The sequence below is a fragment of the Nocardia mexicana NBRC 108244 genome, from assembly GCF_001613165.1.
GTDB lineage: Bacteria > Actinomycetota > Actinomycetes > Mycobacteriales > Mycobacteriaceae > Nocardia > Nocardia mexicana.
Map to the genome: position 1 here is coordinate 92,193 of NZ_BDBV01000021.1, position 25,288 is coordinate 117,480.

At 69.2% G+C, this 25,288-nt stretch carries 22 protein-coding genes; 14 read left to right on the top strand and 8 right to left on the bottom strand.

Annotation, left to right across the window (positions count from 1 at the left end):
* Positions 1-146 precede the first annotated feature (146 nt).
* Positions 147-1,331 carry a PucR family transcriptional regulator gene (locus NM1_RS07945; protein WP_068015849.1) on the bottom strand — a complete coding sequence of 395 codons (1,185 nt, stop codon included), beginning with the start codon at positions 1,329-1,331 and terminating at the stop codon, positions 147-149.
* A gap of 156 nt (positions 1,332-1,487) precedes the next feature.
* A complete protein-coding gene (locus NM1_RS07950) occupies positions 1,488-2,996 on the bottom strand; it encodes an MFS transporter (RefSeq protein ID WP_068015851.1) in 1,509 nt (502 codons plus the stop codon).
* 103 nt (positions 2,997-3,099) lie between these two features.
* Between NM1_RS07950 and NM1_RS42020 the strand changes: the two genes are divergently transcribed.
* Together NM1_RS42020 and NM1_RS07960 are read left to right on the top strand one after the other, a co-directional pair.
* Positions 3,100-4,116, top strand: a complete 1,017-nt coding sequence (locus NM1_RS42020) for an Lrp/AsnC family transcriptional regulator (protein WP_068015853.1) — start codon at positions 3,100-3,102, stop codon at positions 4,114-4,116.
* 371 nt (positions 4,117-4,487) lie between these two features.
* Entirely contained in the window at positions 4,488-4,700 is a 213-nt protein-coding gene (locus NM1_RS07960) for a hypothetical protein (protein ID WP_068015860.1), read from the top strand.
* A gap of 38 nt (positions 4,701-4,738) precedes the next feature.
* Here the strand turns inward: NM1_RS07960 and NM1_RS07965 are convergent, their stop codons facing one another.
* On the bottom strand, positions 4,739-7,168 hold the full coding sequence (locus NM1_RS07965; RefSeq protein ID WP_147288852.1) for a hypothetical protein: 2,430 nt from the start codon (positions 7,166-7,168) through the stop codon (positions 4,739-4,741).
* 326 nt (positions 7,169-7,494) lie between these two features.
* Positions 7,495-8,994 (bottom strand): PucR family transcriptional regulator, encoded by a 1,500-nt coding sequence (locus tag NM1_RS07970; protein ID WP_068015866.1) that lies wholly within the window; start codon positions 8,992-8,994, stop codon positions 7,495-7,497.
* A gap of 296 nt (positions 8,995-9,290) precedes the next feature.
* Between NM1_RS07970 and NM1_RS07975 the strand changes: the two genes are divergently transcribed.
* The 4 genes from NM1_RS07975 to NM1_RS07990 all read left to right on the top strand — a co-directional run bounded on the left by NM1_RS07975 (position 9,291) and on the right by NM1_RS07990 (position 13,610).
* Positions 9,291-10,169, top strand: coding sequence for an FAD binding domain-containing protein (locus NM1_RS07975; RefSeq protein ID WP_068015869.1), 879 nt, complete (start codon positions 9,291-9,293; stop codon positions 10,167-10,169).
* Positions 10,160-10,411 (top strand): 2Fe-2S iron-sulfur cluster-binding protein, encoded by a 252-nt coding sequence (locus NM1_RS07980; protein WP_246010797.1) that lies wholly within the window; start codon positions 10,160-10,162, stop codon positions 10,409-10,411. Before NM1_RS07975 ends, NM1_RS07980 begins: the two co-directional genes overlap by 10 nt.
* Positions 10,408-11,757: an 8-oxoguanine deaminase gene (locus NM1_RS07985; protein WP_068015872.1), complete on the top strand. Its 1,350-nt coding sequence runs from the start codon at positions 10,408-10,410 to the stop codon at positions 11,755-11,757. The genes NM1_RS07980 and NM1_RS07985 overlap by 4 nt, the downstream gene beginning before the upstream one ends.
* Positions 11,758-12,176: 419 nt before the next feature.
* Complete coding sequence (locus NM1_RS07990) at positions 12,177-13,610, top strand: NCS2 family permease (RefSeq protein WP_068015877.1); 1,434 nt, start codon at positions 12,177-12,179, stop codon at positions 13,608-13,610.
* A gap of 4 nt (positions 13,611-13,614) precedes the next feature.
* On the opposite strand, the gene NM1_RS07995 is transcribed toward NM1_RS07990, so the two are convergent.
* Entirely contained in the window at positions 13,615-13,857 is a 243-nt protein-coding gene (locus tag NM1_RS07995; RefSeq protein ID WP_068015880.1) for a hypothetical protein, read from the bottom strand.
* Between the two features lie 258 nt (positions 13,858-14,115).
* Between NM1_RS07995 and NM1_RS08000 the strand changes: the two genes are divergently transcribed.
* Positions 14,116-15,657 (top strand): cytochrome P450, encoded by a 1,542-nt coding sequence (locus NM1_RS08000; RefSeq protein WP_068015883.1) that lies wholly within the window; start codon positions 14,116-14,118, stop codon positions 15,655-15,657.
* A gap of 98 nt (positions 15,658-15,755) precedes the next feature.
* Here NM1_RS08000 and NM1_RS08005 read toward each other — a convergent pair whose 3' ends face one another.
* Both NM1_RS08005 and NM1_RS08010 read right to left on the bottom strand, forming a co-directional pair.
* Entirely contained in the window at positions 15,756-16,697 is a 942-nt protein-coding gene (locus NM1_RS08005) for an LLM class flavin-dependent oxidoreductase (protein WP_211339324.1), read from the bottom strand.
* Positions 16,698-16,852: 155 nt separating this feature from the next.
* Positions 16,853-17,989, bottom strand: a complete 1,137-nt coding sequence (locus NM1_RS08010; RefSeq protein WP_068015884.1) for a cytochrome P450 family protein — start codon at positions 17,987-17,989, stop codon at positions 16,853-16,855.
* 186 nt (positions 17,990-18,175) lie between these two features.
* Here NM1_RS08010 and NM1_RS08015 point away from each other — a divergent pair, with 186 nt between their 5' ends.
* Positions 18,176-18,955 carry an enoyl-CoA hydratase-related protein gene (locus tag NM1_RS08015; protein ID WP_068016240.1) on the top strand — a complete coding sequence of 260 codons (780 nt, stop codon included), beginning with the start codon at positions 18,176-18,178 and terminating at the stop codon, positions 18,953-18,955.
* Positions 18,956-18,962: 7 nt separating this feature from the next.
* Here NM1_RS08015 and NM1_RS08020 read toward each other — a convergent pair whose 3' ends face one another.
* A complete protein-coding gene (locus NM1_RS08020; protein WP_373864029.1) occupies positions 18,963-19,700 on the bottom strand; it encodes an SDR family oxidoreductase in 738 nt (245 codons plus the stop codon).
* A gap of 52 nt (positions 19,701-19,752) precedes the next feature.
* Between NM1_RS08020 and NM1_RS08025 the strand changes: the two genes are divergently transcribed.
* The 6 genes from NM1_RS08025 (at position 19,753) to NM1_RS42960 (ending at position 25,285) form a co-directional block, all read left to right on the top strand.
* Positions 19,753-20,073 carry a winged helix-turn-helix transcriptional regulator gene (locus NM1_RS08025; protein ID WP_068015912.1) on the top strand — a complete coding sequence of 107 codons (321 nt, stop codon included), beginning with the start codon at positions 19,753-19,755 and terminating at the stop codon, positions 20,071-20,073.
* Between the two features lie 402 nt (positions 20,074-20,475).
* Positions 20,476-20,916 carry a hypothetical protein gene (locus tag NM1_RS08030; protein WP_147288851.1) on the top strand — a complete coding sequence of 147 codons (441 nt, stop codon included), beginning with the start codon at positions 20,476-20,478 and terminating at the stop codon, positions 20,914-20,916.
* A 137-nt stretch (positions 20,917-21,053) separates the two neighbouring features.
* Positions 21,054-21,959: a metal-dependent hydrolase gene (locus tag NM1_RS08035; RefSeq protein WP_068015920.1), complete on the top strand. Its 906-nt coding sequence runs from the start codon at positions 21,054-21,056 to the stop codon at positions 21,957-21,959.
* Positions 21,956-23,065 carry a PDR/VanB family oxidoreductase gene (locus NM1_RS08040; RefSeq protein ID WP_068015922.1) on the top strand — a complete coding sequence of 370 codons (1,110 nt, stop codon included), beginning with the start codon at positions 21,956-21,958 and terminating at the stop codon, positions 23,063-23,065. Before NM1_RS08035 ends, NM1_RS08040 begins: the two co-directional genes overlap by 4 nt.
* Positions 23,066-23,122: 57 nt before the next feature.
* Positions 23,123-24,886 (top strand): SDR family oxidoreductase, encoded by a 1,764-nt coding sequence (locus tag NM1_RS08045; protein WP_084519286.1) that lies wholly within the window; start codon positions 23,123-23,125, stop codon positions 24,884-24,886.
* Between the two features lie 96 nt (positions 24,887-24,982).
* Positions 24,983-25,285: a hypothetical protein gene (locus NM1_RS42960; protein WP_169814213.1), complete on the top strand. Its 303-nt coding sequence runs from the start codon at positions 24,983-24,985 to the stop codon at positions 25,283-25,285.
* The last annotated feature ends 3 nt before the right edge of the window (positions 25,286-25,288 follow it).

Consider the following 25,288-nt stretch of genomic DNA (forward strand, 5'->3'; position numbering starts at 1 on the left):
CAACTACGCGCTCCGAAGTATGCACATATTCGTGCATCCTGACCAAAACGTAAGTCACGCACATTCATTCGTAAGAACACTTGCACGGTCACCGCCGCCGCGGGGATCGGGAAATGCGCACATGACGTCGGCGATTCCCGAGTTGTTCAGCGGTTCAATTCGAGGGCGGAGAGGGCGAGGGAGAGTTCCACGTAGGAGCGCTGGCCTTCCAGGGGGCGGCCGAGCAGGGTCGAAATCCGCTGCAGGCGGTTGATGACGGTGTTGCGGTGGCAGTGCAGGTGCGGGGCGGCGTTGGCGGCCGAGCAGTTCTCGGCGAGCCATGCGGAGAGGGTGCGCAGCAGGATGTCGCGCTCCTTTTCCGGGAGGCCCAGCACCGGGCCGAGGGTGTGGCGCAGCAGGAGGTCGGTGAGGTCGGGGGAGCGCGCCAGCAGCGCCTCCGGGTAGCGCTCGTCCAGCGACGCCAAACCCGTTGTGCCGGTGGGTAATGTCTCCAGGGCGATGAGAGCCAGCGCGTGGGCCGAATCCACCTGTGCCAGACCGGGTACGGCGGGCGAGGCCCCGGCCCGGCCGCGGACCAGGGGCCGCAGGTGGTGCAGCACCACATCGCTGTCGCGGCGTTCCAGCGACACCAGGCCGATCGTGGTGTCCACCCGGTCGTGCCAGACCGAGCGAATTCCCAACGCGGACAACGTCGTTTCGGCCCCGGCCCGCAGCGGCCGGCCGTCGCCGCGCGCCGCCACCACCAGGTACTCGCCCTGCGGCGGCAGCTCGAGTTCGCGCGCGGCCCGCGCGGCGAATCCGGCGTCGTGCGCCCGTCCCGCCAGGAGATCCTCGATCAGCGCGTGCCGTCGTCGCTCGTCGCGCCGCACCTGCTCGAGTTCGGTGTTGCGGTAGGAGGTGACCAGCGCGGAGGACAGCCCGTCGATGACCGTCCACATGGCGGTCCCGGCCTCCCGGATCTCCTGCGGTCCCACATTGTCGGCCTGGTCGAGCAGCGCCTCCCACACGATCCCGCCGCCCAGCCGGAAGGTCCGCAGCATCGCCTCCAGCGGAACCCCCTGCTCGGCCCGGTGCTTGCCGATCGACGCCGCCACGTCGTCGCGTTCCGGATCGCTCGCCTCCCCGCCCAGCAACTCCAGGATCCGGGTCAGATACCGCCGGCAACCATCGCGCAGATCGGCCCGCGGCACCGAGGTGTAATCGGTCCATTCGGGGTTGTCTGTGAAGATCGCCGAGATCAACCGCCTGGTCAGCGTAGTGATATCGGCCCGGCAGGCATCCGCCAGCGTCCGGGTTCCCGGAGTGGAAAGGGGTGGATGCGGCGCTGCCATGACGATTCACGCTACCGCGAATGTGCGGCCGTGCGACCGGCGGGCCCGGGTCGCCGGAACCGCCGACAACCACTGGAGACCGTCGCCGACATCGGTCATTTCCGGCGACAAGCGTCGCGGTGCCCGGCGGAAATCACATCGCCGGGCACCGCAGGCTCAGGCCTGTGCGCGTTCCCGAATCTGCTCGGGCTCGGCGCTGGACCGCCGCCGCGCCCGCATCAGTCCGAACGCGGCTGCGGCACCGAACAACCCGACGAGTCCACCGACTGTGAGCGTGCCCTGGACACCCGCGGCGGCCCCGGTTCGGACCGCATCGTGCAGCGCCGGTGGGAGCTGCGCCAGCAGCGCGGGCGCCTGCCCGCCCGCGACGGCGCGCGCGACGGCCTGCGAATCCGGCACGCCCCGGTCGGTGAGCACCGCCCCGGCCCGGGCCGTGAACGCGCCGCCGAGGGTGGCGATGGCGACCGTGAAGCCGAGTTGCTGGGCGGTATTCAGTGCGCCCGTTGCCATTCCGGCCCGCTCCCACCCGACCGCCGACGTCGCGGCCGAACCCAGCGTCGCGGTCGCCAGCCCCACACCCGCCCCGATCGCGAGGAAGCCGGGAACCAGGGCCGCCCATCCCGCATCGTCGTGCACCAGAACGGTTCCCAGCACCCCGCCGACCGCGACGAGGAGCAGCCCGCCGCCGATGATCCGGCCCGGATTCGGCCCGTGCAGGTAGCGCCCGATCCCGCCGGACACCGCAAAGGCCATGACGGACAGGGGAAGTCCGACCAGACCGGCCTCGATCGGGCTCAGGCCGAGGACCGACTGCATCCAGATCTGGGTGTACATCAGCGCCCCGAAGGCGGCGAAGAACAGCGTCGCCCCCGCGATCAGGACTCCGGTGAACGCGCGGTTTCGCAGCAGCGCCAGGTCGAACATCGCGTGCCGGGAACGCCGCTCCACGACGAGGAATCCCGCCAGTGCCGCCACCGCGGCCGTCAGCATCCACCAGGTCCCGGGGTTCGACCAGCCGTGCTCGTTGGCGCGGATCAGCGCGTAGGTGGCCGCCGCGGCGGACGCGGTGAACGCCGTCATGCCCGCCACATCGACCCGGCCCCGGTGCGGTGGCTCGTCGACGGTGAGCACCCACGCGCACAGCGCCGTCGCGACCACGCTGACGGGCAGATTCACGAAGAAGATCCACCGCCACGACGCGATCTCGGTGAGCAGGCCGCCCACGATCGGGCCCACCGCCGACGAGGCACCGGCGACGGCGCCCCACATCCCGTACGCGGCGGCCCGGTCGCGCCCGTCGTAGGACTTGTTCAGCAGCGCGAAACAGGTGCAGGACATGGCGGCCGCCCCGACGCCCTGCGCCACCCGCGCGGCGATGAGCACGGCCGGATTCGGTGCGATGCCGCACACCAGCGAGGACGCCGCGAACAGCGCCAGCCCGGCCGCGTAGGTGCGCCGATGCCCGGTCAGGTCGGCGATCGACCCGGCGCCCAGCATCAGCGCCGCCATGGCCAGCGCGTAGCCGTCGACCACCCACTGCAGGGAGCCGAACGAGGCGTGCAGGTCGCGCTGCATGTCCGGGAGCGCCACGTTCACGATCGTGACGTCGATGAGCAGCATGAAGGTGCCCAGGCACACCGTCAGCAGCGGTAGCCATCTGCGCAAGGTCGTTGTCCTCTCTCGAGATTCGGTATCGAACGGGCGTCGAGTATCCGAACCTCGAGGCGGCAAAGTCCTTCGAGAGGCCGATCGGCGTACATTTCCTCCCATGAGCGCGGTCGAAATGCGAAACTTGTCCCCACTGGACTCACTGGATACGCAGATCGTGCACGCACTGCAGCTCGATCCGCGCCGGCCGTTCAGCCGTGTCGCGGCCGACCTGGGGGTGGCCGAGCAGACCGTCGCGCGCCGCTATCGGCGGTTGCGGCGCGACGGCGTGGTGCGGGTGATCGGCGCCGTCGACGCGCACGCACTCGGCGAGAACGACTGGATCGTGCGGGTGCGCTGCCGCCCGGACGGCGCGCAGCAGGTCGCCGAGGCGCTGGCGAAACGGCACGACGCGGCGTGGATCAGCATTGCCGCGGCGGGGGCGGAGGTGGTCTTCTCGCTGCATCCGCGCAGCCACCGGGACCGGGACGATCTGCTGGTGCAGCGGTTGCAGCGCAGCGCGCCGGTGCACGACATCTCCGCGGCGATGATCCTGCACCGGTTCGTCGGCCGGGACGTGACGGACTGGCGCGGGCGGCGGATCGAGGACTCGGGCACGTCGACGGGCACCTCCGGCGCATCCGAGGATGAAATGCGTTTGCGCGACGAGGATCTCGCCCTGCTCGATCTGCTGGCCAGAGACGGGCGCACCAGCTACTCGGTGCTCGCGCGCGCCACCGGCACCAGCATCGGCCGCGTGACCCGGCGCATCGCGGCGCTGCAGGCGGGCGGGATCCTCTACTTCGATCTCGACATCGCCCCGGCCGCCACGGGTTCGGGCATGGTGGCCTTCCTCTGGCTCGGCGTCGCCCCGGCGCGGCTGGAGGCCGTCGGTCAGGCGATCGCCGACCAGCCCGAAACCGGTTATGCCGCAGCGGTTACCGGCCCTTTCAACGTGTTCGCCGTGGTGTCGTGCGCCGATGCCGACGGCCTGTACCGGTATGTCACCACGCGGATGGCGACCCTGGACGGCGTACACAGCTTCGAGGTATCGCCGGTGCTGCGCCGGCTCAAACAGGCCGGTGCGCACACCGTCGACGGCCGCCTGGCGCATCCGGCGCCCGTGCGCCGCCGGTGAAATCCGGGTTCCGGACGGCAATTGCCGAGAGTTCGCCGCTCGCTTGGTACGAAAGTGCTTACATCGCTGAATGTTCGGAGCAATTGCCGGAAATGGCGGGTTTAGCCGCCGGGGGAGCGGGATATACCAGGCGAGTATCGGAATGCCGGTTCCCGGTCTCCGCCCTCGACGAGACGGACGGCCCCGGCGTTTCACGATTATCGCCGACGGACGACCGTCCGGGCGCGGGTGCCCCCGCGGGCGTGCCGACCTCGGCGAGGAGGTGAGGCGGCATGGGCGAAGACTCCACTGGACCACCGCTGGAATGCATCGGGGGATCCGGTGAATGTCGTTGTAATACAGCGATTTTCGCCGGTATAGCGGATCAGCTGGTGCGCCAGCTCTTCGACGTCGGATTGCAGCTGGACACCATCGGCGCCGTATTCGAAGGCGAGGAGACCTCGACAATACAGCTGGACAAGACGCGCACCGCGCTCAGCGACATCCTGGCGGGCCTCGACCACATGATTCGCGATACCGGACTGGCGATGCTGTCGGTCACCGCCGCGTTGCCGGAGGCCGAACTTCAGCGACGTCGGCGCTGACCGGTGACGGGTGCCGGTGCCGTCGGGGGTTCGCGCGCTCAACTGAGCAGGTGGGCGACACGGCTGCTCATCGCCCCCTGCCATGCCGCCCGCCAGTCCGCCGTCGGACGATTGGCACCCGGTGTCGCCAACGAGTTCCACGGAGTCCGCGAGACGCCGGACGCCCACTGGTCCGTGGTGGCCGCGGCGGCGATCTCCCGGCGGGCATCCCGAAGCAGCTGGTAGTCACCGGGATTGGCCAGTAGGTTGTCCACCGAGCCCAAAACCTGTGTGGCGTGGCGGTTCCCGATCGCCTGCAACATGCGCCCCGCGCCGTCGCGCCCGCCGACATCGACCAGCATTCCGGTGGCGGCGGCGGTGTCTCCGTCCGCCAGTCGCTGCAGCTGCTTGATCTTCGCGGCCTTGGGGTCGGCCATGTAGTCGTCGATGAAGGCCTGCTGCCGTCCGGTGTAGGCCCCGCCGTCGAGCGTCACTCCGCCGGGGTTCGCGCGCTGGAACCGGAAGGCGGCGGCCTGCAGGGTAGCCAGATCCGCCGCGGCCTCCTCGCCGCTGCCCGTGCCGCGAACCAGATTGTTGGCCGATTCTTGGGCGCGCTTGGCGGCCGCGACGACGTGGCCCAGGTGCTTGTCGGCCAGCGTCTCGTCGTCCGCATTCGAATTCACGATCTCCCATGAGCGAACGGAATGCTGCATGACCTCCCGGTCGGTGAATCCGATGGAGGTGAGCATCGCCCACGCATCGTTGGCGCTGCCGCCGAAATCCTCCAGGCTCTGCAGCGCGGCCGACGCGCCGCGGAACGAGTTGATGCCGCCGTTCTGCCGCGCCGCCTGGCGGGCACCGTGCTCGTACTGATTCCACTTCATGTACGACCGGGCGTAGGTGCCCTTCGGCCCGCCGACACCGGGTGCGCCCCAGAAGCCCCACTGGCCCAGCTGCGCGTCCCGCTCTCTGCGGGCATTCGGCCGCAGCGGCGAACGCGTTCCGCCCCACAGCCATTCGGTCACCGGCGAATTGTTGACGGTGCTGATGGCGGCGAGCGCGGGCAGCAGGCTCGAGCTCATCGAGTGGCCGACGCCGGCGGCCCCCATCCCGATCGCGGTCCCGCTCGTCGAGCCCGAGCCCCGGGCGCCGTTGCCCTGCGCGGCCAGCGCGAATCTATTGGCCATCCATTCGTTGCCCCGGTCCAGACTCGCGCTGAGCCGCCGGAGCTGGAGGATCGCGACGATCTCCACGATCGCGCCGATCATGAACACCACCATCACCTGATCGCCCGCGAGCCGGAACAGGTTGCCCAGGATCAGCACGTAGACGCCGAGAAAGATGGTGAAGGCCGTCATGCGCGCCGCGGCGACCACACCGTCGACGACATTGCGGATCAGAAAGGTCTGGGTCGGTCCGTAGACGAATCCGCCTGCGGCGAAACCGAAGACGGACATCAGCCCGTGATAGACGGTGTCCAGCGCCGCTCGCATCACCTTGATGGCCAGTACCGCGCCGAAAGCGAGCAATATCGTCGCGGACACCAGCAGCAACAGCCCCGTTCCGATCTGCTCGAAATTGGGATTGTTCATCGACTCCTCGGCCACATCGTCGCCGCACCCGGCGATGCCGCGTTTCACCCGCTGCTCGCTGGCGGCCTCGATCCCCGCCGACCAGGCGGCGCGGCAGGCGGGCCGACTGTCGATCACGTGTCCGAAGTTCCACACCTGCAACGGCTTTCGCGCGAAGTTGTCGGTCAGTGTGGCCTGCATTGTCGCCACCGTTCCGGCGGGTTCGGCGCCGCCGCTCCCGTTCAGTCCGGCGGCCACCGAAATGCCGAGATCGCGGCCCTTGGCGAGCCAGCCGTGCGGCGACAGCACCTCCGCGAGCGGCTCGGCGAGCATGACCGTACCCAGCACGGCCACGATCAGCATCGTCACCACCTGCGTGGTGGCCTTGCTGTAGAAGCCGCGGGCGACGAACCATGCCACGAAGAACGCGCCGATCGTCGCGGCGGTGATCAGCATCAACGGGGTGGCGATCTGCCCGGTCAGGCTGTGCGCCACACCGAGCAGCGGTTTCGCGACGATGTTCAGCCACTCGAAGCTGAGTGCGTATCCGATCAGCCAGATCGCGGTGACCACAATGATTTTCCAGCCCGCGAACTCCAGGCCCAGCACCATGGCGATCGCGGTGTCGCCGGGCTCGAGCACGCCGCCGTGGTCGGTGGCGAGCAGGTAGCGGGAGGCCTCGACCCCCGACGAATCGGTGACGTGCGTCCAGCCCAGCGCGCTGCCCACCGAGGATCCTGCTGTGCGGGAACCGGTTTCGGTACTGGCCGTATCGGCGGTCGCCGCGGCGCCCAGCAGGCCGGGACAGAGGAACAGGACGACGAAGCCGATCAGCAGCCCTGCCGCCCACCGCCGTCGGCGGGACGCGAACACCCGGGTCCGGTAGTTCCGTAGCTGTACTGGTTTCCAGTTGTACACCGCCACAACCTGATTCGTTTCCGTACCCGCGCATGGACGTGCGCGGCGAGGGGTAAGAGCATCGGAGTGGAAATCCTCGGGGCTGCTCGACAGTCCCCGGAAACGCGGTTGAAACGTTAACGGCGGGGCGTGAACGAACGTCGTCCGTGCAGTGAACAGCGCACTGTGAAAACACCGGAGCGCGTTGGGAATTCGTTGCCATCGCGACCGGCCGTGTTCACCTTGTGTTCGTAGTTCTCACCGGGCCGGTGCAGATGTTGTGAAATTGCGTTGCGGTGCTGTGGTGAATCACAAATCGGCGTGAATCTTGCTGTGGCCCGTGTTGTTCAGCGCAGGGCCAATGCCAGGAAGAAGTCCACGCGATCCTCGAGGCGGGAGAGGTCGCGGCCGGTAAGTTCCTCGATGCGGGCGATGCGGTAGCGCAGGGTGTTGACGTGTACGTGCAGTATCTCGGCGCTGCGGGCCCAGGAGCCCGAGGTCTGCAGGAAGGTCTCCAGCGTGTGCACGAGATCGGAGCTGTTGTTCTGGTCGTAGGTGGTCAGGGGGTCCAGCAGGCGGAGCCGGAACATCCGCCGGACCTCGTCGGGCACGCTGGCCAGCAGCATCATGTGGGTGGCGAGCTCGTCGTGGCCGACCGCGCAGGCGGGGCGGTGGCGGTCGGCGGCCACCCGCCGGGCGTGCCGCGCCTCGTCGACCGCGCCGCGCAGGGATTCGCTGTCGACCAGCCCGCTGACGCCGATCGACAGCCGGATGCCGCCCAGCCCCGGCTCCAGGGTGTCGAGGGCGGCCTGGATGATGTCGAAGACGGATCGGTCGGTCGGGATCAGCGCGATCGCCTCCCCGTCCACCACCCCGGCGGCCGGTGCTGTCCCGTACAGGATTTCGCGGAGCAGCGCGCGTAACTCCCTGGGCCGCAACCCGTCCTCGGCCGCGGCGGCCACCGCCACGTAGCCCTCGGCCGAGCCGAGCCCGGTGAGCTCCATGCGCGAAATGATCTCCGCCGGTTTGGCATCGGAGACGATCAGCTGAATCAGCTCCTCGGCCAGGCGGCCCTCGGCGCTCTGCCGATCGTCCTGCCGGGCACGCTCCAGCGAGCAGACCGCGGCCAGTTCGCCGGTGAGGGCGCGGCGCTCCTCGGTCCAGTCGGCGCAGTCGCCGTCGAAGACCAGCAGCCAGTCGGCGGCGCGCGAGGTGCCGAGCTCGTCGACGGCGAACAGGGAGTACGGCCGCCCGTCCGAGGCGATCACGCACGGCAGCCGCCGGGCGCTGAGGAAAGCGGTGACGGCCTGCGCGGGCGGCGGCTCGGCGGGCCCGGCGACGACGCGCCCGGTCGACGACATCACCCAGCAGCGCATGCCGAGGTCGCGTTCGATCAGCTCGAGGACCGAGCCGAGCCCCGTCCCCGACACCAGTTGCCGGTGCCGGTCCAGGATCGCCGACAGATCCGCCGCGCGCCCGGTCGACAGATCGCGCGTGATGCGCTCGGTGACCGTCTCGAACGCCACGTGCTCGAGCACCCGGAACAGCGGAATCCGATGGCGGCGGCAGGCCTCCACGACATCGGCGGGCGGCTCGCCGTAGCGGGCGTCGCCGGTGGCCAGCGCCGCGACCTTGGCCCGGGCCAGGGACGCGACGAACGTCTCGCTGTCCTCCGGCCTGGTCCGCCACTGCATGCCGGTGAGCACCAGCTCACCCCCGGAGAGGTAGCGGCTGGGATCGAGCAGGTCCTGGGTGACGACCCAGCGCACGAACCGATCGAGCTCCTCTTCCCCGGTGACGAGCTCCAGTCCCAGGTCCGTCATGGTGAGCAGGGAACGAAGACGCATGATGCCCGACGCTAACAGCCCGCGGCCCCGGCCGTGGCGAGTCGAGTCCGGGCCGCGCGGGCAATATCGCGGTCACGCGGGCAACTCCGCCGTCACCCGGGGAAACGCCGCCGTCATGCGGTTTGGAGATAAGCACAAACTCCGCCGTGTGAACTGGCGCACAGTTCGTCGGTCCGGTCGTGGCCGCGAGGGGGCCCGCGCGGGTGTACTCGTGACACACCGATTCATGCCGATGGAGGTCAGATGGCGCAGCAGGTGCCCGTGTGCACTCCGGTGGGAGGCGGGACGGAGTGACGATGGAATTCCTGCGACCCGCCACCTGGGCCGAGGCGCTCGAATTGAAGGCCGCCCATCCGGAGTGCACGCCGATTCAGGGCGGCACGGATGTCATGGTCGAGCTGAATTTCGACAGCGGCCGCGCGTCCGCGCTGCTGGATTTGAATCCGTGCCGCGAATTGCTGGGCAGCGAGCAGATCGGCGGCAGGCTGCGCGTCGGCGCGGGGGTGCCCTATGTCAAGGTCATCCGTGACCTGGGCCGACAGGCGCCCGCCCTGGCGCAGGCCGCGCGGACGGTCGGGTCGCCGCAGATCCGCAATCGCGGTTCGGTGGGTGGCAACCTCGGCGCCGCGTCCCCGGCCGGAGACTGCCATCCCGCGCTGCTGGCGACGGGCGCGGTGATCGAGGTGGAATCGGCGACCGGCGGCACCCGGATGATTCTGGTCGACGATTTCTACGTGGGAGTCGGGAAGAACGCGCTGGAGCCGGACGAATTGATCCGCGCGATCTGGCTGGAGCCGGCGAGCGGCCCGCAGTATTTCTCGAAAATAGGCGCCCGTGATGCGATGGTGATCGCGGTGTGCGCGTTCGCGCTGGCATTGCATACCGATATCCGCGCGGTGGGAACGGGAATCGGCTCCGCGGGCCCGATTCCGCGGCGCGCGACCGAGGCCGAGCAGTATCTGGCCGACGCCCTCCCGTGGGACGATCCGGTCCCGCTGGCGGAGGCGGTGGCGCGCGATTTCGGCGCGCTCGTCGCGGCCGCGGCCGAACCGGTCGAGGATGTGCGCGGCACCGCCGAGTACCGCCGCCATGCCCTGTCGGTGCTGGCGCGCCACACCCTGACCTGGGCCTGGAACGAGTTCGCGGCGCGGCGGAAGGTGGCCCCATGCGGGTGAGCTTCGAGGTCGACGGTGCGGCCGCGCACGTCGACGGCGTGTGGGCCGGCGAGAGCCTGCTGTACCTGCTGCGCGAGCGAATGGGGCTGCCGGGCCCCGGGGACGCCTGCCATCAGGGTGAATGTGGTTCGTGCACAGTGTATTTGGACGGCGTCTCGGCGTCCTCGTGTCTGGTGGCGGCCGGGCAGGCGCACGGCCGCTCGGTGCGGACGGTCGCCGATCCGAGGGTGGTGGACCAATGACGAAGCTGGTCATCGACAACGCCTACATCGCACCGGTCGTCGGCGACGAGATCGCCCACGGGCATCTGACCGCCGAGAACGGCCGGATCACCGGGGTCGGCGCGGGCCCGGCGCCGAAAATCGAAGGCGCCGAACGGATCGACGGCACCGGCTGTCTGGTCACGCCGGGCCTGGTGAACACCCACCACCACCTCTACCAGTGGGCCACCCAGGGCCTGCAGCAGGATTCGACGCTGTTCGAATGGCTGACCGGGCTGTATCGCACCTGGGCGCGGATCGATGCCGAGGTCACCTACGGTGCGGCCGCCGCGGGCCTGGCCTGGCTGGCGTTGAGCGGTACCACCACCTCCACCGACCACCACTACATCTTCCCGAAGGGTCGCGGCGATCTGTTCGAGGCCGAGGTCCGCGCCGCCGCCGAGGTGGGGCTGCGGTTCCATCCGTGCCGCGGATCGATGGACCGCGGGCAGTCCGACGGCGGCCTGCCGCCGGACGAGGTGGTCGAGAGGACCGACGAAATCCTCACCGGCACAGCCGAAACCATCGACAGGTACCACGATCCGTCGTTCGATTCGATGCTGCGCGTGGCCGTGGCGCCGTGCTCGCCGTTCTCGGTCAGCGAGACGCTGATGCGCGAATCGGCCGCCCTGGCCCGCGACAAGGGCGTGCGCCTGCACACCCACCTCGCCGAAACCCTGGACGAGGAGGAGCACTGCCGCGAGCAGATGGGGTGCACCCCCGTCGAATACATGGAGAAGCTGGGCTGGCTCGGCGACGATGTGTGGTTCGCGCACGCGGTGCACCTGCACGACAGCGATATTCGGCGCTTCGCCGACACCGGGAGCGGCTCGGCGCACTGCCCGAGCTCCAACGGCCGCCTCGGCGCCGGAATCGCCCGGGTCCGCGATCTGCTGGCCGCCGGTGCGCCGGTCGGCCTGGGCGTGGACGGCGCGGCGTCCAGCGAATTGACCTCGATGGCCGGTGAAATGCGCCAGGCCATGCTGTTTCAGCGCGCGATGTACGGCCCGACGGCGCTCACCGCGCGCCAGGCCCTCGAGATGGGCACGCTCGGCGGCGCCCGGAACCTGGGGCGCCACACCGAGATCGGCAGCCTCGAACCCGGCAAGATCGCCGATATCGCGGTGTGGCGGGTCGACGGATTCCGCGCCGCCGTCGCCGATCCGGTCTGCGCGCTGGTGTTCGGGCCCCCGCCGCCGCTGGCGCGGCTGCTGGTCGGCGGGCGCACCGTTGTAGAAAACGACGAACTGCGCACGGTGGCACAGGACGCGGTCGCGCGTGCCGGTGCCGAGGCTCGCCGACGGCTGCTGCCGGGGGAGGGGCGGTGAGGCGAACGGCCGATGGCGCGGTACGGATCGCGGGACGCGTCGACGTACTCGATGAGGGGTTCGTCGAAGTGACCCGCGGAGTCCACGACCGCGCCGGACCGGATCCAGATCATCGACGGAAAGGTGCCGAACCCTAGATTCTCGAGATTGCCGATCCGCGCGGGCCGTACCGGCCGCGCGGTGCCGGAGAGCCTGCGCTCTCCACCCCGAAGCTGTTGATCAACAGGAGGTTTGACCCACCGTCCCTCCGATGACGGAGTCTCACCCCACAACCGCACAACCGAACCCCAGGTCCGTTGACGGCACGGACCGCAGGTCGGCGCGCGCCGTGGTCGTCAGGCCCGGAGGCCGCAGCCTGCGTAACCACGCAGGGCCCCGAACACGGCGCAATCAGATACTGCCCGAGGAGGGCACACGCCATGACCCAAGTTGAAACCCGCACGACCCCCGCGGAACCCAGATCCGCCCTCGATCGGCTGTTCCGGATACGCGAGCGCAAAACCACCGTCTCTCGCGAAATCCGCGGCGGCATCACGACCTTCGTCGCGATGGCCTACGTGATCCTGCTGGTCCCGCTGATTCTGGGTGGCGCCACCGATATCGACGGCGCCCATCTCAGCATCGCTCAACTCACCACGGCCACCGCGTTTTCCGCGGGCCTGTCCACGGTCCTGATGGGGCTGGTCGGCAACGTGCCGCTGGCGCTGGCCGCCGGGCTGGGCGTGGTGCCGGTGGTGGCCTTCCAGGCCGCACCGCACATGACCTGGCCGCAGACCATGGGCCTGGTGGTGCTGATGGGCGTGGTCATCGTGATCCTGGCCGCGACCGGCCTGCGGACGATGATCATCAATGCCATTCCGCTGGCGCTGAAGAACGCGATCGGTGTCGGGATCGGCATGTTCATCGCGATGATCGGCCTGGTGTCGTCCGGGGTGGTCGGGCACGGCTCGCCGGACGGGCCGCCGGTGGGGCTCGGCCCCGACGGTCATCTGCAGGGGTGGCCGGTGGTGGTGTTCGGTGTCGGTCTGCTGCTGATGCTGGCGCTGTACATCCGCAAGGTCCCGGGCGCGATCCTGATCAGCATCGCGATCGCGACCGGCCTGGCGATCTTCATCAACGCGGTCGGCGATATCGAGCCGAAGTCGTGGGGCACGGTCGTCCCGGAGATGCCCGACAAGTTGTTCGCCGCACCGGATTTCGGTCTGATGATGCACATCGATCTGTTCGGCGGGTTCGCCCGGGCCGGGGCGCTGACCGCCAGCGTGGTCCTGTTCACGCTGGTGCTCACCGGATTCTTCGATGCCATGGGAACGATCTTCGGGGTATGCGACGAGGCGAAACTGCTGGACGAGAACGGCACCATGCCCGGACTGGGCCGGGTGCTGACCACCGACGGCGTCGCGCAGATCATCGGCGGGGCCTCCGGCGGTGCGGGCAGCACCGTGTACGTCGAGTCGGCGACGGGTGTCGGTGAGGGCGCCCGTACCGGACTGACCAGCGTTGTGACCGGCGGACTGTTCTGTCTCGCAATATTTTTCACCCCGATCGCCGGGGTGGTGCCGATCCAGGCAGCCGCGCCGGCGCTGGTACTGGTGGGCGCGCTGATGATGACGCAGGCCCGCAAGATCGATTGGGCCGACCTGGAGGTCGCGGTCCCGGCCTTCCTGACCATCGTCGCGATGCCGTTCACCTACTCGATCACCAACGGGGTCGGGGCGGGCCTGATCGCCTATACCGTGATCAAGGCCGCGCGCGGGAAGTTCCGTGAAATCCATTGGCTCGTATGGGTGGTGAGCGTGGTGTTCGCGGGGTACTTCGCCATCTCCGGTATCGAGGTACTGCTCGGCGGCTGAGTCGCTATTCCTCCAGAATGACCGGGCGGCAGTCCAATCCGAAGTCGGTGGTCTCGCACTCCCAGACGATCGGGCCGTGCACCAGGACTGCGCTCGGCTCCTGTTCCGGTGCACCCTCGGGGAGGTGGGCGAGGACGAACTTGCCCGCCGCCTCGGGGTGTCTGGCGATCAGGGCGTGGAACTCCGCGATCAGCTCGCTGTGTTGTTCGGAGACGGTGGTGGGCTGAGGTTGTGTGGAATAGGGCATGGCTCGCCTCCTCGGCGGCGCCGAGTTCGGACCCGGCAACGGGACGTGACCCTCCCACTGTGAACCGGCGCGGCGCCGTACTCGCGAGTAGTCGATTACCCGAATCCCGTGGTGTGGCTGCGGCTCTCGGCGGTGGCCGTGCGAGGCGTCGCGGCCGTACCAGACAGCCGCTCGCGAAGCATTGCCAATTCGGTGCACATCTGTACACTGAACCCTGGGTGCGGCTGGCAAACACCCAGTTCGGGAGGCATAGGAGCCATGGCGTTCGCGGCGCGCAGAACCACCGAGACCGGCAGTGCGGTATTGCATCCGCCCCGCCGATTGCCGACATTCATCCGCTGGCACGGCACGGACGTGACCTGGTGGCAGTCGTGGAAGCTGGCGTTGCGAACGCTGCCGCGGGTCCGTGACCACACCATTGTCGAGTATTTGAGTCAGCTGCCCGGCCAGGACGACGTGCTGGTCGCGCGGATGCCGTTCCTGAAGTTCGTGGTCGTGCGGAGCCCGGAGCTGGCCCGGCACGTGCTGGTGTCGAATCAGAACAACTACACCAAGAGCGCCGAATACGACATGCTGGCGGTGGCGTTCGGCCGCGGTCTTGTCACCGACCTGGACAACCAGCGCTGGATGCGCAACCGGCGGCTGGTGCAGCCCGTCTTCGGCAAGCGCAATGTCGATCAGTTCGCGGGCCCCATGGCCGAGGCCGCCGAGGCCGCCGTCGACCGGATCGCCGAACTGAGCCGCGCCGGGGATCCGATCGATATCAACGCCGAAATGAACCGGGTGACATTGGATGTCGTCGCCCGCACCATGTTCGGTACGGATCTGTCCGGCCCGATGACGCAGGTGCGGCTGTCGGTGCTGCTGCGGTACTTCGGGATCGGCTTCATGACCAACCTGAGCCGCCCGATCCACGCCGCGTCGACATGGGTGCTGCGGCACGGGCCGAATCCGGAGTCGGCCGAGAACCCGCGGCTGCCGATGCGGGTGATGCGGGCCATCAGCTGGGTCTTCGCGCCGCGTGCGATGCGCGATCTGCGGCACGTCGAGCGCGTGATCGACGGGCTGATCGCCGACCATCGCAGCGGGCGGATCACCCGCAAGGACAACCTGCTGGCGTTGCTGATGGATGCGCGTGACCCCGAAACCGGCTACGCGTACACCGATCAGGAGATCCGCGACGAGCTGATGACCTTCATCGGCGCCGGAATGGAAACGACCGCAACGGCACTGGCGTGGGCGTGGCATCTGCTCGGCCGCAATCCCGAGGTCCGGCGGCGGCTCTACGACGAACTCGACACCGTGCTGGGCGGCCGCGCTCCCACCGCGGCGGATGTCGATCGGCTGGTGTGGACGAAAGCCGTTGTCGCGGAGACCATGCGGGTGTATCCGCCGGTCATCGGCCTGGCGCGGGTGGCGATCGGCGACGATGAGCTGGGCGGGTACCCGATCGCGGCGGGCACCACGATCGCGATCATCCTGCACGGGGCCCACCACAACGAACGAATCTGGGACAGGCCAGGAGAATTCGACCCGACGCGCTACCTGCCCGAGAACCTCGAGCCCGCCCAGAAGCACGCCTCGCTGCCGTTCGGCGCCGGAAAGCGGATGTGCGTGGCCTACGGCTTCGCCAATATGGAGGCCGTGCTGGTGCTCGCGACCATGGCACAGCGGGTGGAACTGAATCCCCACGACGACAAGCCGATTCGCCCGCAGATCTCCTTCACCGGCGGCCCGGACGGCCCGGTCCTGATGGACCCGCTGCCGCGCGGGGCCGGGCATAAGGAACAGTCGGCCTGAGCGGAAACGGTCCACCATCCATCGCTGCCCCCGGTGTCTCGGGCGTGCGACTGCGCCCTGTTATTGCCGGCGCACCGGAAATGTCGCTGGTTGTTGCGTTACCGAGGGAGCAGTGCGGTGACGCGGTCGAGCTGCGCTGTGAAATCCGCGGGCGCGACGGCCGCGATGCGAATCAGCACGTGCCGCGCTCCCGCCCACACGTACTTGTCCAGTTGTGCGGCAACCTGTTCCGCGGTGCCGGTCAGCATCACCTGGATGTTTCCCACGGTCTCCAGCGGCATGCCATACGTCGCCTCGCAGTATTTTTCCAGCGCGGCCCGTCCGCGCTCGGCGTCGTCGTCGATGTACACGGTGGCGAAAAGCGCCGGGGTGACCGAGTTCTCGGGACGCTCGGCCGTCGTGGCCGCGTCACGGATCGTGTTCAGCCCGGCCGCGTAGTCGGCGACGTCGGGCGGGTAGGGGAGCCAGCCGTCGTACAGCCGCCCGGTGCGTGCGAGGGCGGCCGGAGTGATTCCGGCCAGCCACAGCGGTGGACCGCCGGGCCGGTGCGGCTTCGGTACCTCGGGCAGCCACTCGTACCGCAAAACCTTGCCGTGGAACGAATCCGAGTTTCCGGACCACAGCCGCCGCCACAGCCGCACGGTGTCGTCCAGCTGCGAGAACCGGGTCTTGAACCGCACCCCGGACAGTTCGAACTCCGGCTCGCTGATGCCCGGGAACCCGGCACCCACGCCGAGCGTCAGCCGCCCCTGCGACAACAGATCCAGCGAGGCCAGCGTCAGCGCGGCCTGCACCGGATTGCGGTAGGCCGGGATCAGCGCGGCGGTCCCCAGGGTGATGCGTTCGGTGACCGAAGCGGCCGCGGCGAGCATCGTCAGCGGTTCCACCCGCGCCCGCAGCAGTGAATCGCCCACCCACACCGAATCGAACCCCAGCCGCTCCGCGCGCACCACCAGATCGAGCAGCCCCCGCGCCGAGCCTCCGGCCTCGAGCTGAGCCTGCCCACCGGGAAGCAGTAATCCATACCGAATATCGTTCACGCCACCAGCATTCGCGGCCGCCGATCCCCGAACAATTCCCCGCAGGGTATCGCCCTCGTCATCCCGGCATGCTTTTGGCCGGGATCTGGGCTGGCAGCGGTAGATTCCGGCCAAATGCATGCCGGAAATGGGATGCGGTGCCGAATGGCGGGTGCTCAGGGGTTCAATATCACCGGCAGCGTGGCCAGACCATGTGATCGCCACGAATCTCGGTATCGCAGTTCGGTTTCCGCGACCGCCAACCGGGCCTTCGGGTACCGCGTGAACAACCGCGGCACCACGGCGTCCACGATCAGCGCACCGACCTGGGCGCCCAGACAGTAGTGCGGGCCCCGGCCGAACATCAGGCTCGGGCGGGCGCCGCGGGCCGGGTCGGAATCGGCGCCGAACAGCGACAGCAGGACGGTCTCGCCCCGGGAAACCGTGGTCGCGCCGATGCTCAGCTCGTCGGTCGCGAAACGCCGGATCGCGAACGGCGCCGGATTCGCGTTCTCCGTCAACACCTTCCGCTGGGCCGCCCAATCGTGAATCGGGGTCGAGGTGAGGGCGGCGGCAATGATGTTGCCGCACAGGTGCACCGCGTTCTCCAGACCGGCGAGCATCATCAGGAATGCCAGCGAGACCAGCTCGTCCTCGGTCAGCCGGTCGTCCTCGTCGCGGGCCCGGATCCAGACGCTGAGCAGGTCGTCACCCGGCGACTCGCGCTTGGCGTGGACGAGTTCGGTGAAGGCGGCGACCATCCATCCGATCGCGGCTTGCAGCCGCCGCAGAGAATCCGGAGACGCCGTGTCGAGGGTGACCATGGCGTCCGCGGCCGCGCGGAGGCGGTCGTGCATGGCCTCGGGTACGCCCAGCAGTTCGCCGATCATCACGGCCGGGACCGGAACACAGAGGTGCGCGAGGATATCGACCGGATCGCTGCCGCCGGGCAGCGCGGCGAACGCGGTCTCGGCGATCCGCGACACCAGCGTGCGCAGCGTCTCCGCGGATCGCCGGGAGAATGCCGGCGCGGCCAGGCGCCGCACCCGAATGTGTTCGGCGCCATCCATATTCAGCAGGTTGCGGTCCAGCGCGGGCGGCAGCGCGAATCCCGCGTATCCGCCGCCCGAATGCCGCTTGTCCAGACTCAGCCGCGGATCGGCGAGCAGCGCGGCGACCTCGTCATAGCCCGCAACGACCCACACCTGCTGCCCGCCAGGCAGCGTCGCCCTGCGTACCGCTCCGCGCAGGCGTGCGTGGTCGGCCCACCGGCTGTGCGCCGCCGTCCCGATCACCTGCGGATTGGCCGCCATTCGTTGCTCCGCCGACACCCTGTGCAGGATAACGGCCTTCGCCCGGCACCCCAATCCGTCGCACCGGCCGTACACGGGATATCCAGTTCGGCGGAACCGTCGAGGCCGACCTGCTCCGGAGCGTCGAAGGTCGTCGCCGCCGCGGGCCCGGTATCCGAGTCGCCGCGCGGGGCTACCGTGGACACCATGACAGCTGTGGACTACCAGCATCTGCTCGTCGCGCGGGACGGCGACACCGTCCGGATCACCATGAATCGGCCGGATCGGCGCAACACGCTGTCGGCCGAGCACCTGACCGAGTTGCTGTCCGCATTCCGGGAAGCCGGGGACAGCGACGCCACCGGGATCGTGCTGGGTGCCAACGGGCCGGTGTTCTGCGCCGGCCACGACTTCGCCGACGTGGCGGCGCGCTTCATGCTCGAGGTGCGGGAGTTGCTGACGCTGTGCACCGAGCTGATGTCGACCATGGAGGCGGTGCCGCAGGTCGTCGTGGCCCGGGTGCACGGACTGGCGACGGCCGCCGGTTGCCAGCTGGTGGCGTCCTGCGATCTCGCCGTCGCCGCCGAGTCGGCGGGTTTCGCGCTGCCCGGCGGCAAGGGCGGGTGGTTCTGCCACACGCCGGCGGTGCCCGTGGCCCGCGCGGTCGGCCGGAAACGCCTGATGGAGCTGGCACTGACCGGTGACCCGATCGACGCCCGGACCGCCGAGCAGTGGGGTCTGGTCAACCGCGTGGTCGCCGACGCGGATCTGGACACCGCGGTCGACGATCTGCTGGGCCGCGCCACGCGCGGCAGCCGCGCGAGCAAGGCTCTCGGCAAGCGCACCCTCTACGCCCAGCTGGACCGCCCCGAGGCCGACGCCTACGCCATAGCCGTCGAGGTCATGGCCGCGGCCTCCCAATTGCCCGGCGCCCGTGAGGGAATGGCCGCATTCCTGGAGAAGCGCCACCCGGCATGGCCGGACTGACCGAGTACTAGGCCGAGGTGAGGTAGTCGTCGCCACCGATGTAGACGGTGTGCCCGCTGTCGGCCGGAGCGCTGGTGGCATCGGCGACCGCGGTGGCGAACTCCTCGACCGTGGGCAGCGGCCCGTGTTCGGCACGGGCGGCGACGGCATCGGGATCTCGGCGCTGCAGCAGCCGGACGATGATGGTGCCGTCGATCATATCGCCCGACACCACCGTGAAACCGATACCGCGCGAATCGAATTCGGGGATCAGGGCGCGCAGGGCGTCCTCACCGGCCCGCTTGCTCGCGGCGATCGGCGCATAGGCCTCGGGCACCGGCTTGCGGCCGTGAAAATGCGCCTGATGGCTGGTGACGAACACGATGCGGGCCCCGGCGGGCATGTGCGGCAACGCCAGTCGCACCAGGCGCACCTGCGCGTCCCTGTTGATAGCCATCGGATAGTCCGGTGCGGCTCCGTGTTCGAGCCCGCCGGAGGCGTTGAGCACCAGCACATCCAGGCGGCCGAAGTCGCCCGCCACCTGATCGATGAACGCCCGCGCCGACGCCTCGTCCGATACGTCCGCCCCGGCGATCGACGCGCTGCCACCGGATTCGGTGATCTCGGCGGCGAGTTGCTCTGCGCGCCTGCGCTTCTCGCGGTAGTTGAGCACCACGTGGTCGCCGCGTTCCGCCAGCACCCGCGCCGTCTGTGCGCCGATGCCGCGAGACGCCCCGGTCACCACCGCGATTCGCTGCGAACCCACCATGTACTCCCACTCGATCGCTTCTATTTCAGAATCACTATGGTAGTTCGAAATGAGAAGTGCAAGACGGACCGGGGCGGCGCGACCGGCGGACCCGCCGACCTACGCGGTGATGGACCTGCTCGGCCAGCGCTGGATGCTGCGCGTGCTGTGGGAGCTGGAGCCGGGTCCGCTCGGCTTCCTGGAGTTGCGCCGCCGCATGGACAACTGCTCCTCGAGCATGCTGTCCTTGCGCTTACAGCACCTGCAGGCCGCGGGCCTGGCGACGAAACGCCCCGACAAGGCCCACGAACTGACTCCGGCCGGTCGAGAACTCGCCGAGGCCCTGCACCCGATCTGGGAGTGGTCGCGAAACCGGGAAGACCCGGCCTGATCGGCCCACCTCATTCCCGGCGTGCGGGTCCTCCTCGTTCCCGGCGTGCAGGTCCGCTCTCCTCATTCCCGGCGTGCAGGTGCGCTCTCCTCATTCCCGGCATGCAAGTCCACTCCTCATTCCCGGCATGCAAGTCCTCTCCTCATTCCCGGCATGCTTTTAGCCGGGATCCACTCCGGCCCGTGATGGATTCCGGCCAAAAGCGCGCCGGAAATTCGGATGTGGTGGCGGGTGATGTGGTGCCGGGTGTCGCCCCGGATGTATCGGCGCAGGTCGTCGACCCGGTGCGCGCACTGTTGCGCGTGCCGCGTGCGAAACCGGCGCGGATGGGTCATCATCCGGTCGGACCGGCGGATAACGTCGGCGACGGTGAACGGGCTGGACGATGTGCGGGGTGTGCGGATGACGGGTAGATATGCAGGCCGCGGACGGCTCGCCGGTGTGGCGGTGGTGTCGGCGGTGCTGGCGATCGCGGGTTGCGGGTCGGATTCCGGCGGTCCGCAGCCGGTCGGCCAGTCGCCCGCGGCGAACCCGGCCCCGGAGGTGATCGACTGCTCGTTCAACAAGCCCGCCGTGCGCCCGTCGAAGCTCATCCTCGCCTGCGCCGACCTGGGCCTGCGGGTCGAGCAGATCGCGTGGACCTCGTGGGGGCCGGACAAGGCCGAGGGCGACGGCATCCAGCATCTCAACACCTGCGAGCCGAACTGCGCCGCCGGGCACTTCGTCACCGAGCCTGTCCGCATCGTCCTGACCGATCTGGTCGAACCCGGGCACGTCTTCACCCGGGCGACGACCATCGATGCCGATGGTGAGAAGCTCAGCCGCCCGATGACCAAGCGCTGAGTTCGAGCATGCGCCGTTCGAACACGCGCTGAGCCGGAACACTAGGTGTAACTCTCGGTCGCAGTTATATGTACACTGTTGCTACGTTCATGAAGCAACGGCACCGACTGCCGGGACGGAACACACCAGGAGTACCGATGAAGCTACTTCCCTTTCGGGCGCGCCACGAGACGATCGATCCTGGCGAGGTGGCTCTGCAGGCCCGGAACGTGCAGTTCGATTGGCGGAACACCCCGCTGCACTGGATGGCGGCCGAGCCCATCGCCTCGCACCTGATCAACGCGCTGAACCTGCTGCTCCCCGAGGGTGAGCGCATGTTCTGCCAGACGTTCTCCGAGGCTCTGCCGCTGGTCAAGGACGAGAAGCTGCGCGAGCAGATGCTCGGATTCATCGGCCAGGAGTCCATGCACGCCGAGACCCACAACGGCGTGCTGGACGAGGTGCTGACGGCGCACGGGATCGACGTCGAGCCCTATGTGCGGCAGATGGAGTTCCTCTTCCGCAAGACGCTCGGCCCGCGCGAGGGCCAGAACGCGCGCAAGGAGTTCCAGGCGCTGGTCGAGCGCCTCGGATTCATCGCCACCCTCGAGCACTTCTTCGCCTACCTCGGCGACTGGGTGCTCAACGCCGACCTCGAGCAGTTCGACGCCGACCCGAACACCCTCGACCTGTTCCGCTGGCACGGCGCCGAGGAGGTCGAGCACCGCTTCGTCGCCTACGAGGTCGCCGAATACTTCGATGTCGGCTACCTCCGGCGCTGCGCGCTGATGCTGGTGGTGTTCCCCATCTTCATCTCCCTGGTGCTGCGCGGGACGAAATACCTTGTGCGACAGGATCCTTCGCTTCCGGATATGCGCTACCCGCGCCTCGTCATGAAGGTCTTCGGCTCCATGTGGCGCGGCGCGCTGCCGGGCGTTCCCTCGCTGCTGTGGAGCGCGCTGACGGTGTTCCAGCCCGGTTACACCCCGGAATCGGTGGGTTCGACCGCCCAGGCCGTGGCGTACCTGGCCAAGTCGCCGGCCGCGCGGGCGATGGCCTCGTGACCACTCGGCGGCCCGTGCCGGCGCAGCCGCCGGCCGACCTGTACGGAAAGCAGCGGCCGGACCGGGCGATCCGGGTGTTCCACACCCTGGCCGAGTCCCGGTTGCGCTGGACGACGCTGGTCAACCGCAAGGATCCGGCCGGGCACGTGGACGACCGGCGGCTGGCGCTCATGGTGGTGGAGCGCCGCGTGGAGGCGCACGACACCGACGTGATCAGCCTGCAGCTCATCGCGCCCGACGGCCGCGAACTGCCGCCCTGGCGGCCCGGCGCCCACCTGGACCTGGAGCTGCCCTCCGGAAAACTCCGCCAGTACTCGCTGTGCGGAGATCCGGCCGACCGGCACAGCTACCGGATCGCGGTGCGCCGCATTCCCGACGGGGGCGGCGGCTCCCTGGAGGTGCACGAGGCCCTGCCGACCGGCAGCCGGGTGACCGTCCGCGGACCGCGCAACGCCTTCCCGTTCGTGCTGCCCGGTCACGGATCCGACGCCGCCAGGGTGCATTTCGTCGCGGGCGGCATCGGTATCACCCCGATCCTGCCGATGGTGCGGATGGCGCACCGGCTCGGTGTGGACTGGTCGATGGTGTACGCCGGGCGCAGCCGCGACACCATCCCGTTCCTCGACGAGATCGAGAGCTTCGGCGGCCGGGTGACCGTGCGCACCGACGACGAGTACGGACTGCCCACGGCCGCGGACCTGCTCCCGGGTCCCGGGCCCGAGACCGCCGTGTACTGCTGCGGCCCGGTGCCGATGACCAGCGCCATCGCCGCCGCCGTGCGCGATCTGCCCGGTGTGGAGCTGCACTCCGAGCGGTTCTCCGCGCCGCCCGTGGTCGACGGCACGCCCTTCGCGGTCGAGCTGGCCCGCACCGGCGAGGTGGTCGAGGTCGCGGCGGACCGGTCGGCGCTGGAGGAAGTGCTGAAGGTCCGTCCCGATGTGGCGTATTCGTGTCGGCAGGGGTTCTGCCGCACTTGTAAGGTCCGGGTATTGTCTGGGACAGTGGATCATCGGGATGCTGTGCTCACCCCGGACGAGCGGGCCGACGGCGAAATGCTGATCTGCGTATCCCGCTGCGCCGGTGAACGTTTGGTGCTGGACCTCTAGAGCCCCGGGCTCTCGACAGTCCGCTACCCGCACGAAGAAGTGCCGAAGGAGAACATCGTGACCGAACAGATTCCCGTCCCGGACGTGGAGCGGACCGTCCGCAGCGGCGAATTCGAGCTCGCCGTCTACGAATACGGCGAGCCGAGTGCCGACACCGTGGTGCTGGTGCACGGCTGGCCCGACGACCACCATCTGTGGGATCGGGTGATCCCGTTGCTCGCGAAGCGGTTCCATGTCGTCGCCTACGACACCCGCGGGCACGGCCGGTCCACCCGCACCCGCCGCACCGAGGACTATCGCCTGGATCGGTTCGCGGCGGACTTCTTCGCGGTCGCCGAGGCGGTCAGCCCCGGCAGACCCGTGCATGTGCTCGCCCACGACTGGGGTTCGGTGCAGATGTGGGAGGCGGTGTGCGAGCCGCAGGCCGAGGCGCGGATCGCCTCGTTCACCTCGGTATCGGGGCCCAACCTCGATCACATGGGAAAGTGGATGCGCAGCAGGCTGTCTCGCGGCGCCGCCTGGGGGCCGTTCACGCAGCTGCTGTCGTCCGGGTACACCTTCCTGTTCATGACGCCGGGAGTGCCGCGCGTGCTGCTGCGGCCGCTGTCGGCGGCGACGGTGTGGCAGCGTTTCGTCGGGCTGATGAACGAAACCGCCCCGGAGAACGTGAAATTGGGCCCGACCTTCCGGGAGGATTTCTTCGACGGGATGCGGATCTACCGCGCCAACATCCTGCAGCGCCTGCTCAACGCCCGCGAGCGCCGCACCGAGGTGCCGGTGCAGCTGATCATCGCGCGCCGCGACGTGGCGGTGCGCCCGGCGGGCTACGACGACTCGAAGAAGTGGACCGCGCGGCTGTGGCGGCGCGAGGTCGGCGGCGGCCACTGGCTGCCCTTCTCGCACCCGGAGCTGCTGGCGACGGCCACTACCGAACTCGCCGATTCGATCGGCGGCAGCGCGGCGCCGCGCTCGCTGCGGCGGGCCGAGGTGGGCCGGGAGCGGCGGCCCTTCGAGGACCAGCTGGTGGTGATCACCGGCGGCGGGAGCGGGATCGGTCGCGAGACCGCACTGGAGTTCGCGCGCCGCGGCGCCGAGCTGGTGCTGTCGGATATCAATCTGGACGCGGCCAAGGAGTCCGCCGAACTCGTCACGGCCGCAGGGGGTGTCGCGCACGCCTACGCGCTCGACGTCTCGGACGAGACCGCCGTGGCCGAGCACGCCGCTGCCGTGCTGGCCGCGCACGGGGTGCCCGACGTCCTGGTGAACAACGCGGGAATCGGTCAGGCGGGCGACTTCTTCGCTACCAGCGCAAGCGAATTCGACCGGGTGCTGCGGGTCAATCTGGGCGGCGTGATCAACGGCTGCCGCACCTTCGGCGCCGCCATGGCCGAGCGCGGGCTGGGCGGGCATATCGTCAATCTGTCGAGCATGGCCGCCTACACGCCGCAGCGCGGCTTCAGCGCGTACTCGACCAGCAAGTCGGCGGTGTTCATGTTCTCCGACTGCCTGCGTGCGGAACTGGCGGGCAAGGGCATCGCCGTGCACACCATCTGCCCCGGCATCGTGCACACCAATATCGTGGCCACGACCAAGTTCTCGGGTGTGTCCGCCGAGGAGGAGGCCCGCAAGCAGGCCAAGTACGACAACCTCTACCGGATGCGCAGCTACGGCCCGGAGAAGGTCGCCACGCAGATCGTGCGCGCGGTGGAACGCGACCGCGCGGTGGTCCCGGTGACGCCGGAGGCGCACCTGCAGTACCACTTCAACCGCTTGGCTCCCGCCGTGGCTCGCTTCTTCGCCGCCCGCGTCAAGCTGACGTAGGCGAATTCTTCGATCTAAGACAGGTCCTACCGCGCTACGTCCGCTACAACCAAATGTTAAGGGGGCCTTTAGGGTCGGACCGCTAGGGTCCCCGGCATGGAGATTGTGACAACGCTGGTGGTCATCGCCCTGTTCTGCGTGTGCGTCGTGGTCATGGTGCGGGCGGCCAACCAACCTACGCGTCGCCGGAATCGCTGGGGCTACGGCAATTCCGGTAGCACCGGGGTCGGCTACTACGGCGGCGATATGTCGGGTGGCTACAGCGGCGGCGGCGATTCCGGTGGTGGGTGCGATTCCGGTAGTGGCGGCGGCGATTCCGGCGGGGGCGGTGGCGGCGGCTGTGGTGGCGGCGGAGGAGGCGGTGGTTGCGGAGGTGGTGGCGGCGGTGGCGGCTGCTGATCG

What these genes read in the sequence shown, in the direction of transcription:
- NM1_RS08025 (WP_068015912.1), top strand. Translation starts at nt 19,753, where the DNA reads ATGAGAAGTGCAAGACGGACCGGGGCGGCGCGACCGGCGGACCCGCCG.
- NM1_RS07975 (WP_068015869.1), top strand. Translation starts at nt 9,291, where the DNA reads ATGGAATTCCTGCGACCCGCCACCTGGGCCGAGGCGCTCGAATTGAAG.
- NM1_RS08035 (WP_068015920.1), top strand. Translation starts at nt 21,054, where the DNA reads ATGAAGCTACTTCCCTTTCGGGCGCGCCACGAGACGATCGATCCTGGC.
- NM1_RS07970 (WP_068015866.1), bottom strand. Translation starts at nt 8,994, where the DNA reads ATGCGTCTTCGTTCCCTGCTCACCATGACGGACCTGGGACTGGAGCTC.
- NM1_RS08010 (WP_068015884.1), bottom strand. Translation starts at nt 17,989, where the DNA reads ATGGCGGCCAATCCGCAGGTGATCGGGACGGCGGCGCACAGCCGGTGG.
- NM1_RS07980 (WP_246010797.1), top strand. Translation starts at nt 10,160, where the DNA reads ATGCGGGTGAGCTTCGAGGTCGACGGTGCGGCCGCGCACGTCGACGGC.
- NM1_RS08015 (WP_068016240.1), top strand. Translation starts at nt 18,176, where the DNA reads ATGACAGCTGTGGACTACCAGCATCTGCTCGTCGCGCGGGACGGCGAC.
- NM1_RS07995 (WP_068015880.1), bottom strand. Translation starts at nt 13,857, where the DNA reads ATGCCCTATTCCACACAACCTCAGCCCACCACCGTCTCCGAACAACAC.
- NM1_RS07985 (WP_068015872.1), top strand. Translation starts at nt 10,408, where the DNA reads ATGACGAAGCTGGTCATCGACAACGCCTACATCGCACCGGTCGTCGGC.
- NM1_RS08030 (WP_147288851.1), top strand. Translation starts at nt 20,476, where the DNA reads ATGACGGGTAGATATGCAGGCCGCGGACGGCTCGCCGGTGTGGCGGTG.
- NM1_RS42960 (WP_169814213.1), top strand. Translation starts at nt 24,983, where the DNA reads ATGGAGATTGTGACAACGCTGGTGGTCATCGCCCTGTTCTGCGTGTGC.
- NM1_RS07990 (WP_068015877.1), top strand. Translation starts at nt 12,177, where the DNA reads ATGACCCAAGTTGAAACCCGCACGACCCCCGCGGAACCCAGATCCGCC.
- NM1_RS08000 (WP_068015883.1), top strand. Translation starts at nt 14,116, where the DNA reads ATGGCGTTCGCGGCGCGCAGAACCACCGAGACCGGCAGTGCGGTATTG.
- NM1_RS42020 (WP_068015853.1), top strand. Translation starts at nt 3,100, where the DNA reads ATGAGCGCGGTCGAAATGCGAAACTTGTCCCCACTGGACTCACTGGAT.
- NM1_RS07945 (WP_068015849.1), bottom strand. Translation starts at nt 1,331, where the DNA reads ATGGCAGCGCCGCATCCACCCCTTTCCACTCCGGGAACCCGGACGCTG.